This window comes from Paraburkholderia phymatum, assembly GCF_040965635.1.
Classification (GTDB): Bacteria; Pseudomonadota; Gammaproteobacteria; order Burkholderiales; family Burkholderiaceae; genus Paraburkholderia; species Paraburkholderia phymatum_B.
This window is the reverse complement of record NZ_JBFRCH010000005.1, coordinates 190,591-202,973: the sequence shown is the minus strand read 5'-3', so window position 1 is coordinate 202,973 and position 12,383 is coordinate 190,591. Positions and strand designations below refer to the sequence as shown.

General features: G+C 63.6%; 14 protein-coding genes. 3 read left to right on the top strand and 11 right to left on the bottom strand.

Features of this window, described 5'->3' with window-relative positions; all coding sequences use genetic code 11:
• The first annotated feature begins 31 nt into the window (after nucleotides 1-31).
• Together lysS and AB4Y32_RS12620 are read left to right on the top strand one after the other, a co-directional pair.
• The gene (gene lysS, locus AB4Y32_RS12625; RefSeq protein ID WP_368721661.1) at nucleotides 32-1,573 is read left to right on the top strand and encodes a lysine--tRNA ligase; all 1,542 of its coding nucleotides are present in this window, start codon (nucleotides 32-34) and stop codon (nucleotides 1,571-1,573) included.
• A gap of 391 nt (nucleotides 1,574-1,964) precedes the next feature.
• Entirely contained in the window at nucleotides 1,965-2,792 is an 828-nt protein-coding gene (locus AB4Y32_RS12620) for a glycine zipper 2TM domain-containing protein (protein WP_368721660.1), read from the top strand.
• 114 nt (nucleotides 2,793-2,906) lie between these two features.
• Here AB4Y32_RS12620 and iscX read toward each other — a convergent pair whose 3' ends face one another.
• The 10 genes from iscX to AB4Y32_RS12570 all read right to left on the bottom strand — a co-directional run bounded on the left by iscX (nucleotide 2,907) and on the right by AB4Y32_RS12570 (nucleotide 10,040).
• Nucleotides 2,907-3,104, bottom strand: a complete 198-nt coding sequence (gene iscX / locus AB4Y32_RS12615; RefSeq protein ID WP_087735476.1) for a Fe-S cluster assembly protein IscX — start codon at nucleotides 3,102-3,104, stop codon at nucleotides 2,907-2,909.
• A gap of 15 nt (nucleotides 3,105-3,119) precedes the next feature.
• Nucleotides 3,120-3,461, bottom strand: coding sequence for an ISC system 2Fe-2S type ferredoxin (gene fdx / locus AB4Y32_RS12610; protein WP_368721659.1), 342 nt, complete (start codon nucleotides 3,459-3,461; stop codon nucleotides 3,120-3,122).
• Nucleotides 3,462-3,646: 185 nt separating this feature from the next.
• The gene (gene hscA, locus AB4Y32_RS12605) at nucleotides 3,647-5,518 is read right to left on the bottom strand and encodes a Fe-S protein assembly chaperone HscA (protein WP_368721658.1); all 1,872 of its coding nucleotides are present in this window, start codon (nucleotides 5,516-5,518) and stop codon (nucleotides 3,647-3,649) included.
• A gap of 137 nt (nucleotides 5,519-5,655) precedes the next feature.
• Nucleotides 5,656-6,183: a Fe-S protein assembly co-chaperone HscB gene (gene hscB, locus AB4Y32_RS12600; RefSeq protein ID WP_152757626.1), complete on the bottom strand. Its 528-nt coding sequence runs from the start codon at nucleotides 6,181-6,183 to the stop codon at nucleotides 5,656-5,658.
• 115 nt (nucleotides 6,184-6,298) lie between these two features.
• The gene (gene iscA / locus AB4Y32_RS12595) at nucleotides 6,299-6,622 is read right to left on the bottom strand and encodes an iron-sulfur cluster assembly protein IscA (protein WP_013588922.1); all 324 of its coding nucleotides are present in this window, start codon (nucleotides 6,620-6,622) and stop codon (nucleotides 6,299-6,301) included.
• A gap of 149 nt (nucleotides 6,623-6,771) precedes the next feature.
• A complete protein-coding gene (gene iscU / locus AB4Y32_RS12590; RefSeq protein ID WP_368721657.1) occupies nucleotides 6,772-7,188 on the bottom strand; it encodes a Fe-S cluster assembly scaffold IscU in 417 nt (138 codons plus the stop codon).
• A 56-nt stretch (nucleotides 7,189-7,244) separates the two neighbouring features.
• Nucleotides 7,245-8,468: an IscS subfamily cysteine desulfurase gene (locus AB4Y32_RS12585; protein WP_368721656.1), complete on the bottom strand. Its 1,224-nt coding sequence runs from the start codon at nucleotides 8,466-8,468 to the stop codon at nucleotides 7,245-7,247.
• A 69-nt stretch (nucleotides 8,469-8,537) separates the two neighbouring features.
• Entirely contained in the window at nucleotides 8,538-9,062 is a 525-nt protein-coding gene (iscR, locus tag AB4Y32_RS12580) for a Fe-S cluster assembly transcriptional regulator IscR (RefSeq protein ID WP_368721655.1), read from the bottom strand.
• A 110-nt stretch (nucleotides 9,063-9,172) separates the two neighbouring features.
• Entirely contained in the window at nucleotides 9,173-9,700 is a 528-nt protein-coding gene (locus AB4Y32_RS12575) for a low molecular weight protein-tyrosine-phosphatase (RefSeq protein WP_368721654.1), read from the bottom strand.
• A gap of 103 nt (nucleotides 9,701-9,803) precedes the next feature.
• On the bottom strand, nucleotides 9,804-10,040 hold the full coding sequence (locus AB4Y32_RS12570) for a hypothetical protein (protein ID WP_368721653.1): 237 nt from the start codon (nucleotides 10,038-10,040) through the stop codon (nucleotides 9,804-9,806).
• Between the two features lie 318 nt (nucleotides 10,041-10,358).
• Here AB4Y32_RS12570 and AB4Y32_RS12565 point away from each other — a divergent pair, with 318 nt between their 5' ends.
• Complete coding sequence (locus tag AB4Y32_RS12565) at nucleotides 10,359-10,784, top strand: hypothetical protein (RefSeq protein ID WP_368721652.1); 426 nt, start codon at nucleotides 10,359-10,361, stop codon at nucleotides 10,782-10,784.
• Between the two features lie 127 nt (nucleotides 10,785-10,911).
• On the opposite strand, the gene AB4Y32_RS12560 is transcribed toward AB4Y32_RS12565, so the two are convergent.
• Entirely contained in the window at nucleotides 10,912-12,324 is a 1,413-nt protein-coding gene (locus tag AB4Y32_RS12560) for a lactate utilization protein B (protein ID WP_368721651.1), read from the bottom strand.
• Nucleotides 12,325-12,383: the final 59 nt, after the last annotated feature.

Sequence of the window (12,383 nt, the reverse complement as noted above, 5' to 3'; positions counted from 1 at the left end):
CACGAGGCACCGAACACCGACCATCATCACCATGACCGAACCGACCCAGCCGAATGCGGCCCCGCTGAACGCCGTCGCCGAGTTGGACGACAACCAGATCATCGCCGAGCGCCGCGAAAAGCTGCGCGCGCTGCGCGAGCAAGGCGTCGCCTATCCGAACGACTTCCGTCCGACCCACCATGCCGCCGATCTGCAATCAGGATTCGCGGACACCGACAAGGACGCGCTCGAAGCGCAGGCGCTGCAAGTCGCGCTCGCGGGCCGCATGATGCTCAAGCGCGTGATGGGCAAGGCGAGCTTCGCGACGGTGCGCGACGGTTCGGGCCAGATCCAGTTCTTCATCACGCCCGCCGACGTCGGCGAAGCGACGTATGAAGCCTTCAAGAAGTGGGACCTGGGCGACATCGTCGCGACGAAGGGCGTGCTGTTCCGCACGAACAAGGGCGAGTTGTCCGTGCGCTGCACGGAGCTGCGTCTGCTGTCGAAGGCGCTGCGCCCGCTGCCCGACAAGTTCCACGGTCTCGCGGACCAGGAAATGCGCTATCGCCAGCGCTACGTCGATCTGATCGTCACGCCGGAAGCGCGCAAGACGTTCGTCGCGCGCACGAAGGCGGTGTCGTCGATCCGCAAGTTCATGGCCGACGCGAACTTCATGGAAGTCGAAACGCCGATGCTCCACCCGATTCCGGGCGGCGCGGCGGCGAAGCCGTTCGTCACGCACCACAATGCGCTCGACATGCAGATGTTCCTGCGCATCGCGCCCGAGCTGTATCTGAAGCGGCTGGTGGTCGGCGGCTTCGAGCGCGTGTTCGAGATCAACCGGAATTTCCGTAACGAGGGCGTGTCGCCGCGTCACAACCCGGAATTCACGATGATGGAGTTCTACGCCGCTTACACCGACTACAAGTGGCTGATGGATTTCACCGAGCAACTGATCCGCCAGGCCGCCGTCGACGCGCTCGGCACCGCAACGATCGCGTATCAGGGCCGCGAGCTGGATCTGTCGAAGCCGTTCCATCGGCTGACGATCACGCAGGCGATCCAGAAGTACGCGCCGCAGTACACGGACGCGCAACTGACGGACGGCGCGTTCCTGCGCACCGAACTGAAGAAGTTCGGCGTCGACACGACGCAGCCGCAATTCCTGAATGCGGGCACGGGCGCGCTGCAACTGGCGCTCTTCGAGGAAACGGCGGAATCGCAGTTGTGGGAGCCGACGTTCATCATCGATTACCCCATCGAAGTGTCGCCGCTCGCGCGTGCATCGGATAGCGTCGACGGCATCACCGAGCGTTTCGAGCTGTTCGTCACGGGCCGCGAAATCGCCAATGGCTTCTCGGAGCTGAACGATCCGGAAGACCAGGCCGCGCGCTTCAAGAAGCAGGTCGACCAGAAGGACGCCGGCGACGAGGAAGCGATGTACTACGACGCCGACTATATCCGCGCGCTCGAATACGGCATGCCGCCTGCGGGTGGCTGCGGCATCGGCATCGACCGTCTGGTGATGCTGCTCACCGACAGCCCGAGCATCCGCGACGTCATTCTGTTCCCCCATCTGCGCCGAGAAGACTGATCGCGACGCTGTCTCGCCGCTATCTCACCGTTGTCCCGCATAGCGGCATTCGCGCACGGCCAATGTTCTCAGGCCGTGCGCGCTCCCCTAGCCTCACACCCTCCCTTTTCCCGCCGACGCCGACCGGTCGTTTGTAACCATCCGTAAAAGCTGCGCGATGTCAGCGCGAGCCCGCTTGTTCGAAGCCTGCTGAAACGCACAGACGACGCCGGCGGCAACACTCGGTGCACTCCTTGCATTTCGTACGCGCAAATACCGCGCATGGGTAACGTTACAAATTGAAACCCCGGCACGAATGGCGTGTCCGACACTAAGGACTGGGCCTTTTGGCGCGTCCTATGCCTCACCTAAGTCTCGAAGGGCAAGTCTGTCCAGACGGAGGCCAATCACCATGAACAATCCGAATAACCCGCAAACTTCTCCGCGCCGCCTTCACCCGCTCATTGCGGTGGCGGCGGGCGCCGTCATCATCGCCAGCCTCGCCGCCACGGCGGCCATAACGGGCTTATTCCCGAAGGCGTCGAGCAACGGCGCGGCCAACGATCAGACGCAATCGGCCGCCGTCACACAGCAGCAGCAAACTGTCGTCGATACCGCGCAGCCGGCCCGTCTGCCGGCGCAGCCGCAGCCGCAGGCCACCGCTCAACAACAGGCGGCTGAGCAGCAAGGCGCTGACCAGCGGGCGGCGCAGCAACAAGCCCAGCAACAGGCTGCACAGCAACAAGCCCAGCAGGCGCAACAGACCGAGCAGGCCCCGCGCGCGCCGGCGCCGACGAGCCCGCAATATGCGCAACAGTCGCAACAGCCGCAATACGCGCAACAGCCGCAGTACGCGCAACAGCCGCAGCAGCAATATGCGCCGCAACAGCCAGCACAACCGGCCCATTGCTCGACTTGCGGCACGGTCGTGGCTATCTCGGCCGTGCGTCAGGAAGGGCATGGCACTGGCATTGGCGCTGTCGGCGGTGCGGTGGCGGGCGGCGTCGTCGGCAACCAGTTCGGCAGCGGCAATGGCCGTACCGCGATGACGCTGCTCGGCGCGCTCGGCGGCGGACTCGCCGGCAATTCGGTAGAAAAACATCTGCGCAGCACGACCAGCTACTCGGTGCGCGTGCGCATGGAGAACGGCAAGACGCGCTACTTCACCTATCACGAGGCGCCGCCGTTCCAGCAAGGCCAGCGCGTGCGCGTGCAGAACGGCACGCTGGTGGCCGGCTAGGCGAAACGATCCGGTGCGTCCCATTCACGTATCGCACACGAAAAAAGGCGACTCACACGTGAGTCGCCTTTTCTTTCGCCGTGCGTGAGACGGCACGCAACGGACGGAACGCGTTCAGTAATCCGCGTCTTCGATCCATGCCGCCTGAATCGCTTCGAGGATCTTTTCGCTCGATCGATTCGGATCGTCGTCGAAACCGTCCAGCTCCATCACCCAGCGGTGAAGATCGGTGAAGCGCACCTGTTGCGGGTCGATTTCCGGATGCTTGTCCGTCAACGCCATCGCGATGTCTTGCGTGTCGGTCCACTTCATGGCTGCATGCTCCTGTTAGTGATTTTCCTTCGCGTGGTTGATCGAATAACGCGGAATCTCGACAACGAGATCGTCGTCCCCCGGCATGATCGCCTGGCACGACAACCGCGACTCGCGCTCGAGACCCCATGCCTTGTCGAGCAGATCGTCCTCGTCCTCTTCCGACGCTTCCAGCGCGTTGAAGCCCTCACGCACGATCACGTGACACGTCGTGCACGCGCAGGACTTCTCGCATGCATGCTCGATCTCGATGCCGTTGTCGAGCAGGTTGTCGCAGATGCTCTTGCCCGGCACGGCGTCGATGACCGCGCCGTCCGGACACAGTTCGACGTGAGGCAGCACAACGATTTGAGGCATACAAATTCCGTTTGGTCTGTGGGGCACGGACGCCGCCCTTCAGGCACCGTACCATTTTACTGATCGCGCGGCCGTTTTTGGCACACGCTGCGTGATTCTTCGGCGACGCATGAATCGCGTTTTGACTGCCTCGCGCTGTTGCGCGAGGCGCGTATCGATGCCCGCCTTGCTGTCAAAACGCCACGTCAAATCTCGTCGAGCTTGCGGCCCGCGAGCGCGCGGCGAATGCTCTTGTCCATCCGGCGCGCGGCGAATTCGTCGGTGCCCTCGGCGAGCGCTTTCGTTGCCGTTTCGATCGCGTCGACGTCATCGCCCGGCGCGACCTTGCGCAGCGCCTCGACGAGGCCGTCGAGCGTCGCGCGCTCGTCGGCGTCGAGCAACTCGCCGTCGGCGGCAAGCGCCACTCCCGTCGCTTCGATCAGACGCTGCGCTTCGACCTGCGCCTCGCGCAACGCACGGGCACGCATATCGACTTCCGCCGTCTGGAAGCTGTCTTCGAGCATGCGAGCGACGTCGTCGTCGGCAAGACCGTACGACGGCTTCACGACCACCGACGCTTCCACGCCCGAATGCTGCTCGCGCGCGAACACGGACAGCAGACCGTCAGCATCCACCTGATAGGTGACGCGGATGCGGGCCGCGCCCGCCGCCATCGGCGGAATGCCGCGCAGCTCGAAGCGCGCGAGCGAACGGCAATCGGACACGAGTTCGCGTTCGCCCTGGACGACGTGAATCGCCATCGCCGTCTGGCCGTCCTTGAAGGTCGTGAATTCCTGCGCACGCGCGGTCGGAATCGTCGAGTTGCGCGGAATGATTTTCTCGGCGAGCCCGCCCATCGTCTCGACGCCGAGCGACAGCGGGATCACGTCGAGCAGCAGCCAGTCGTCGCCGTCGGCGCCACGGTTGCCCGCAAGCAGATCGGCCTGAATGGCAGCGCCGAGCGCGACCACCTGGTCGGGGTCGAGATTCGTCAGCGGCGGCTGGCCGAAGAAGTTTTCGACGGCACGGCGAATGACGGGCATGCGCGTCGCGCCGCCGACCAGCACGACGCCCTTGATGTCGGCGGGCGTCACTTTCGCATCGCGCAGCGCTTTTTTCGTGGGTCCGAGCGTGCGCTGCACGAGCGCCTGCGTGATGGTTTCGAACGTCGGTTCATCGACGGCGACGTCGATCTTCGCGCCGCTCGCGAGCGTGACCCGGACAGCCGCGCTGGGCGCCGACGACAGTGCCTCTTTCGCCTCGCGCACCGTGTCGAGCAACTGGCGCACGTCCTCGGGCGTCAGCGATGGGGACGCGACGTTCGCCTTTTCCAGCACGTGGCGATACAGTGCGTGATCGAAGTCGTCGCCGCCGAGCGCCGAGTCGCCGCCCGCCGCGAGCACTTCGAAAACACCCTTCGTCAGCTTCAGGATCGACAGATCGAACGTGCCGCCACCGAGGTCATACACCGCGTAAAGACCTTCGGCGCCGTTGTCCAGACCGTACGCGATCGCGGCCGCCGTCGGCTCGTTCAACAGACGCAGTACGTTGAGGCCCGCAAGACGCGCGGCATCCTTGGTCGCCTGGCGCTGCGCTTCGTCGAAATACGCTGGCACCGTGATCACAGCGCCGACGAGTTCGTCGCCTAGCGTGTCTTCCGCGCGATAGCGCAGCGTCGCGAGAATTTCGGCCGACACTTCGACGGGACTCTTCACGCCGTCGACAGTGCGGATCTGCACCATGCCGGGCGCGTCGACGAAATCGTACGGCGCGTTTTCCGCGTGCTCGACTTCGCTCTTGCCGCGACCCATGAAGCGCTTGACGGAGACGATCGTGTTGCGCGGATCGATGACGGCTTCCGCTTTCGCCACGCGCCCGATGCGCCGGCCGCCCTTCTCCAGATACCGCACGACGGAGGGCAGCAGATAGTGGCCGTCGTCATCGGGCAAAACGTCGGGCACGCCGCTGCGCACGGCCGCGACGAGAGAGTTGGTGGTGCCGAGGTCGATGCCGACGGCGAGCCGCCGCTGATGCGGCGCGGGCGCCATGCCGGGTTCGGAAATTTGCAGTAAAGCCATCTGGAATCTTCTTCGGGTCCGTCGGGGTCCATCGTGGTCGATTAGGCCCCAGTCCTGATCATGTAGGTTCGCGTGTTCGTTCGGGCTGCGTTAGTCAGACGGCTCGATTCGCGCGCGGCGCAATTCTGCGCGCCGCGCTAGCTGTCGAGCCGTTCGATCTGCGTGCCGATCTCCGACGCCACGCGCTCGATGAACATCAGTTGCCGCACCGCTTCGCCTGCCGCCTGGTTCGAGCCGCTGTCGAGCAACGCGGCCAGCTTCGCGAAGCGCGCCTTCTCTTCGTCGCGCAGTTCCGCGAGCAGCGCGTCGAGCGCATCGACATTCTTCGCCGCCGACGCGTCTTCGATGCTCTCGCGCCATTCCATCTGCTGCATCAGGAATGCCGGCTCCATCGCCGTGTTGTTCTCCGCGCCGACGTCGACGCCGCGCAGCGACAGCAGATAGCGCGCGCGCCTGAGCGGATCGCGCAGCGTCTGATACGCCTCGTTCGTGCGCGTCGCCCATTGCATCGCGATGCGCTTCTGCGCGTCGCCCGCCGCGGCGAAGCGGTCGGGGTGCACCTGCGCCTGCACCGTGCGGTACGCGTGGTCGAGCGCGGAAGCGTCGAGTGCGAACTGCTCGGGCAGATCGAAGAGTTTGAAGTGACTGTCGTTCAGCGAGGCCATCAGTTTGGTTTGTCCGTCGAAAGCGCGTGGCGAAGGTCAGGCAGGCATCTTGCGGTGTTCATGGCGAAATTGAAAAAAGGCGGCACAGGCCGCCTTTTCCGCGTAATTCGCGCGCTTACACGCGGAACGATTCGCCGCAGCCGCATTCGTCCTTCACGTTCGGATTATTGAACTTGAAGCCTTCATTCAGCCCTTCGCGCGCGAAGTCGAGTTCGGTGCCGTCGATATAGGCGAGACTCTTCGGGTCGACCACGATCTTCACGCCATTGCATTCGAACACCTGGTCTTCGGGTGCGAGTTCATCGACGTACTCGAGCTTGTATGCGAGGCCCGAGCAACCCGTCGTGCGCACACCGAGGCGCAGTCCGACACCCTTGCCGCGCCGGGTCAGATATTTCTGCACGTGCTGTGCTGCCTTTTCGGTCAACGTAATTGCCATAGCGTTTCTCAATGTGCGGCACGCCGTCGTTCCTCACGACCCGTGTCGCGACCCTGCCTGCATCTCAAATCGTTCCGGCGGGCGACGATTTCAAGCATCGATCGTCCCGCCGCGCCACTATCGCGCTCAAAGCAACGCGCAACGCGTGCTTACGCCGACTGCTCGACGCTCGCTGCTGCGGCCGTTTCGCCATGACGCTGCTTGTAGTCGGCAACCGCTGCCTTGATCGCGTCTTCCGCGAGAATCGAGCAGTGGATCTTCACGGGCGGCAGCGCCAGCTCTTCGGCGATCTGCGTGTTCTTGATCGTGAGCGCCTGATCGAGCGTCTTGCCCTTCACCCATTCCGTGACGAGCGAGCTCGACGCGATGGCCGAACCGCAGCCGTACGTCTTGAACTTCGCGTCCTCGATGACGCCATCCGCGCCGACGCGGATCTGCAGCTTCATCACGTCGCCGCAAGCGGGTGCGCCGACCATGCCCGTACCGACGGCATCGTCGTCCTTCGCGAACGAGCCGACGTTGCGCGGGTTTTCGTAGTGGTCCAGAACCTTGTCGCTATATGCCATGTTGTCACTCCTTGTTCGATTCAACCTGCGTTCGTGATCGACTGATTCGGGCGCGCTCAGTGCGCGGCCCACTGGATCGTCGACAGATCGATGCCGTCCTTGTGCATTTCCCACAGCGGCGACAGATCGCGCAGCTTCGCGATCTTGCTCTTCAGCAGGTTGATCACATATTCGACGTCCTGTTCCGTCGTGAAGCGGCCGACCGTGAAGCGGATCGAGCTGTGCGCCAGCTCGTCGTTGCGGCCGAGCGCGCGCAGCACATACGACGGCTCCAGCGAAGCCGACGTGCACGCCGAGCCCGACGACACCGCAACATCCTTCACCGCCATGATCAGCGATTCGCCTTCGACAAAGTTGAAGCTGATGTTCAGGTTGTGCGGCACACGCTGCTCCATGTCGCCGTTCACATACGTTTCTTCGATCTCTTGCAGCCCGCGCAGAAGCTTGTCGCGCAGCATGCGGACGCGTTCGTTTTCGGTCGCCATTTCTTCGCGCGCGATACGGAACGCTTCGCCCATGCCGACGATCTGGTGCGTCGCGAGCGTGCCCGAGCGCATGCCGCGCTCGTGGCCGCCGCCGTGCATCTGCGCTTCGATGCGCACGCGCGGCTTGCGGCGCACGTACAGCGCGCCGATACCCTTCGGGCCATACGTCTTGTGCGCCGAGAACGACATCAGGTCGACCTTCAGCTTCTGCAGGTCGATTTCGACCTTGCCCGTCGCCTGCGCCGCGTCGACGTGGAAAATGATGCCCTTCTCGCGGCAGATCTCGCCGATCGTCTCGATGTCCTGGATGACGCCGATCTCGTTGTTCACATGCATCACCGACACGAGAATCGTGTCCGGGCGCAGCGCTGCCTTGAACACTTCCAGATCGATCAGGCCGTCGTCCTTCACGTCCAGATACGTCACTTCGAAGCCTTCGCGCTCGAGCTCGCGGCACGTGTCGAGCACGGCCTTGTGCTCGGTCTTCACCGTGATCACGTGCTTGCCCTTCGACTTGTAGAAGTGCGCAGCGCCCTTGATCGCGAGGTTGTCCGATTCCGTCGCGCCCGACGTCCAGATGATTTCGCGCGGGTCGGCGTTGACGAGCGCCGCGACGTTCTCGCGCGCTTCCTCGACGGCACGCTCAGCGTCCCAGCCATACGCATGGCTGCGCGATGCCGGGTTGCCGAACTGCTCGCGCAGATACGGAATCATCTTGTCCACCACGCGCGGATCGACAGGCGTCGTCGCGCTGTAGTCCATGTAAATGGGCAGGTGGGGAATGTCGTTATTCATCAATCGCTCCGGGGACATCAGTGCATTTGGCTTTGCGGGTCTGGCGTGCGCGTCTGATTGCGCGCTCTGTCAGCCGGCCATATTGAAAACGGAATTCGGACCTTTTGGCACCGCGCGCGGCTCGACGGCGGGCGCTTCGGTGCGCCGGTCGCGCAGCACGGCCGTTGCGCCTTCGCGCGAGCGCTGCTGTTCGACCAGGTCTTTCAGGGAAACGGAGTCGAGATACTCGACCATCTTCTGATTCAGCGTCGACCACAGCTCGTGCGTCATGCAATGGCCGTCGTGATGCTTCGTGCCCTCGCACGTGCCCTTGCCGCCGCATTGCGTGGCATCGAGCGGCTCGTCGACGGCGATGATGATGTCCGCCACCGTCACATCCTCGGCGCGACGCGCGAGGTTGTAGCCGCCGCCCGGCCCGCGCACGGATTCGACGATCTCGTGCCGGCGCAGCTTGCCGAACAACTGCTCGAGGTAGGACAAGGAGATGTGTTGGCGCTGGCTGATACCCGCAAGCGTCACCGGGCCCTGCTCCTGGCGCAAAGCCAGGTCGATCATCGCCGTGACGGCGAAACGGCCTTTCGTGGTGAGTCTCATATGTGGTGGGAACCGCAATTCTCGACAAGTTTGGTCAAGTATAAATACATGACGAATTTAGTCAAGTATCCCCAGCGTGATTTGGGTCATTCGCTTAACGAAAACTTTTGTTACAGGGTCAGTCGGGGCCGAAGTGCCCCGATGAGACCACGACAGGCGGCTTCGCATTGGTCCAGCACGGTTTCGAATCCCTCGCCGCCACCGAAGTACGGGTCGACGACTTCGCGCATATCGAAACCTGGCGTAACTTTTTCCACTTCGTTCGCGGCCGAAACGGCCCTGTCCGTCGCGAATTCCATAAGCAGACGAATCTTGTCGCCCTGCCCCGGTGGACAGATTTGTCTGAGCGCCGCGACGTTCTTGTCGTCCATCGCGATGATCAGATCGAAGCGTTCGAAATCGGCAGCGGTGATCTGACGGCCACGAAATGTCGACAAATCGTAACCGCGGCTTTTGGCTGCACGCTGCGCGCGTTCATCGGGCGCTTCGCCGATGTGCCAGTTGCCCGTGCCCGCCGAATCGACGATCACATGATCAGTCAGCTTCGCCTCGGCCAGCATGTGCCGCATGACGCCTTCCGCAGTCGGGGAACGGCAGATGTTCCCAAGGCACACGAAGCAGATGGCGACGGTATTCATCGATGGCTGAGCGGCCCAGCCGCATATGTCATAAAAGGTGAAACAGTGCCGCGATTATACAAAGCCGTGCAAAATCACGCCGGCGCCGCGCCAGCCTTGCCGATCAGAGCGGCTGCGCAGGCATGCGGGCGGCCGGGTGCATCGTGGTGGCGGGCATCGACGCTTCGCCGCCGACAAATCCGTAAGACACCGTGCGCGCCAGTTCCGCCGACACGCGGTCGGCAGCGAGCGGCGACTGCGACGATTGCGCACCCGCGTCGTTGTGCAGATGCAGATACGCAGCGGCCGCAAGCGGCACGACGATGGCCCAAGGCCAATACACCGATATTTTCTTTTTCATGATGTCGTTCTCTCAAGGGGACCGAGGTGCATAGGCGCACCTCGCCCAGTCGAAATGGTAGTTGAGAGTGCAATCCGGAAAAACTCACCGCAGGACAACACTGCGTTGCAATCGGATGAACAGTCGGACCACTGATCCATTTGCAGCCGCCAGCTTGTGCCTTTCGGGAGCCGAAAGAAATCCTTACAAAAGCACACACAGGTAATACTCAGCTGGCGCTACAAATAAGGTATGGGTAATGTGCCTTTTGTCTGTCTGTCTAACACTCAAATGAAACGTCTTATTCCTTCTCTCGCACCCGTTGCCGCAGTTGTCTGCGTGGCCGCCGCACTCGGTGGCTGTGCCGCCTATCCGTATGGCGGAGCGCCCGCCTATGGCTACAGCGATGGCTACTACGATCCGTACGGCGCGCCGGCATACGGCTATGCAGAGCCGCCCGTGCAATCGAGCCTGTTCCTCGGCTTCGGCGGTGGCGGTTACCGCGACTACGACCACCGTCACTGGGGCGGCTGGGGCGACCGTGGCCATGATCACGATCGCGGAAACGGGAACGATCACCGAGGACCGAACGGCGGCGGCGCGCCGCACGGGCCGCCGCCGCAAGCGAACAGCCCTCCGATGAACGCGGGCGGCGGCGGGCACGGCGTCCGGCCACCCGTTCAGCCGGGCGGGGTACAACCGCAAGGCGGCAACCCGGGCGGCGGAGATCGCAGAGCAGGCGGCCAAACCAGCACCTGGCACTGACGAGCGCCCGCCAACAGGCTTCTATCAGGGGCCCAAGAATAAGAGGCTGCATCGCTCACGCGATGCAGCCTCTTTCTGTTGATGCCTTCGATGCTGGTACCGATGCCTTCGACGAGCAGGCAGCCCGCTATCCGATATGCGTCTTGCTCGCGGCATACAGCTCGCGGAACGTGCGCCCGACAGGCGCGGGCATCTCGCGCGTACTCGTCCAGCCTGCGCCGAGCGGTAGCTTCGCGATCGACTTCCTGCTGCCGCCCATCCGCTCCAGGATTCGCACGCCGAGCCTGGTAAAGAGTCCGTAAGCCGTCGGGTGCATCGCGAGATAGCCCCAGACGGCGAGCCCGAACCGCTCCTGCCACGGCCGCAGGTGACGCTCCATCTGCCGCTCGCGCAGCTTGCGCAGCAGGTCCGACAGCGGAATGCCGACGGGACACACGCTATTGCATTCGCCGCAAAGCGTCGCGGCCTGCGGCAGATCGAGCGCCTTCTCGATGCCGACGTAACTCGGTGTCAGCACCGAGCCCATCGGCCCCGGATAGACCCAGCCGTACGTGTGGCCGCCGACCTTCTGATACACCGGGCAGTGGTTCATGCACGCGCCGCATCGGATACAGCGCAGCATCTCCTGAAAGTCGCCGCCGATCAGCCCGGTGCGCCCGCCGTCGACGAGCACCACGTACATATGCTCTGGCCCGTCCTGATCGTCCGCGGCGCGCGGCCCCGTCAGCACGGAGAAATAATTGGAGATGTCCTGCCCCGTCGCCGAGCGCGGCAGCAGACGCATGGCCGTCGCGAGATCTTCGAGCGTCGGCAGCACTTTCTCGATGCCCGTGACCGCGACGTGCACGCGCGGCATCACCGTGCACATGCCCTCGTTGCCCTCGTTGGTCACGAGCGCGACCGAGCCCGTTTCCGCGATCACGAAGTTGCCGCCCGTCACGCCCATGTCGGCCGTCATGAAATGCGGACGCAGCATCTCGCGCGCTTCGCGCGTCATCTCGGGGATTTCGGTCAGGCGCGGCCGCTGGTGCGTCTTCGCGAACAGATCGGCGATCTCTTCCTTGTCCTTGTGAACGACGGGCGCAATGATGTGGCTCGGCGGCTCGTTGTCGTTGATCTGCAGGATGTACTCGCCGAGATCGGTTTCGATCGACTGCACGCCCATCTGTCCGAGCACCTCGTTCAGGCGCATTTCCTCGGACACCATCGACTTCGTCTTGATCACCTTCTTCACGTCGTGCTTGCGGGCGATATCGGCGACGAGCTTCGCGGCGTCCTGCGTCGTCTCGGCGAACAGCACGGTGACGCCGCGCCGCGTCGCCTCGCGCTCGAACGTTTCGAGCCAGACGTCGAGGTTCTCCAGCGCGCGGTTGCGGCGCTCCTTGAGCGCGGCGCGCGTCGCCGGAAAGTCGATCGCAGTCATCGCCGAAGCACGCGCCGACACGAATTTCGTCGACAGCTTGGTCAGATTCTGCTGAAGGCGCTGATCGGCGAGCTTCTGGCCCGCGCGCGCCTTGAACTGCATCGTTTGGACTTGCATGACGGCCTTGGGATCGGGTTATCGATGTTGATTGCCAGTTGCTGACTGCCGTTGACTGC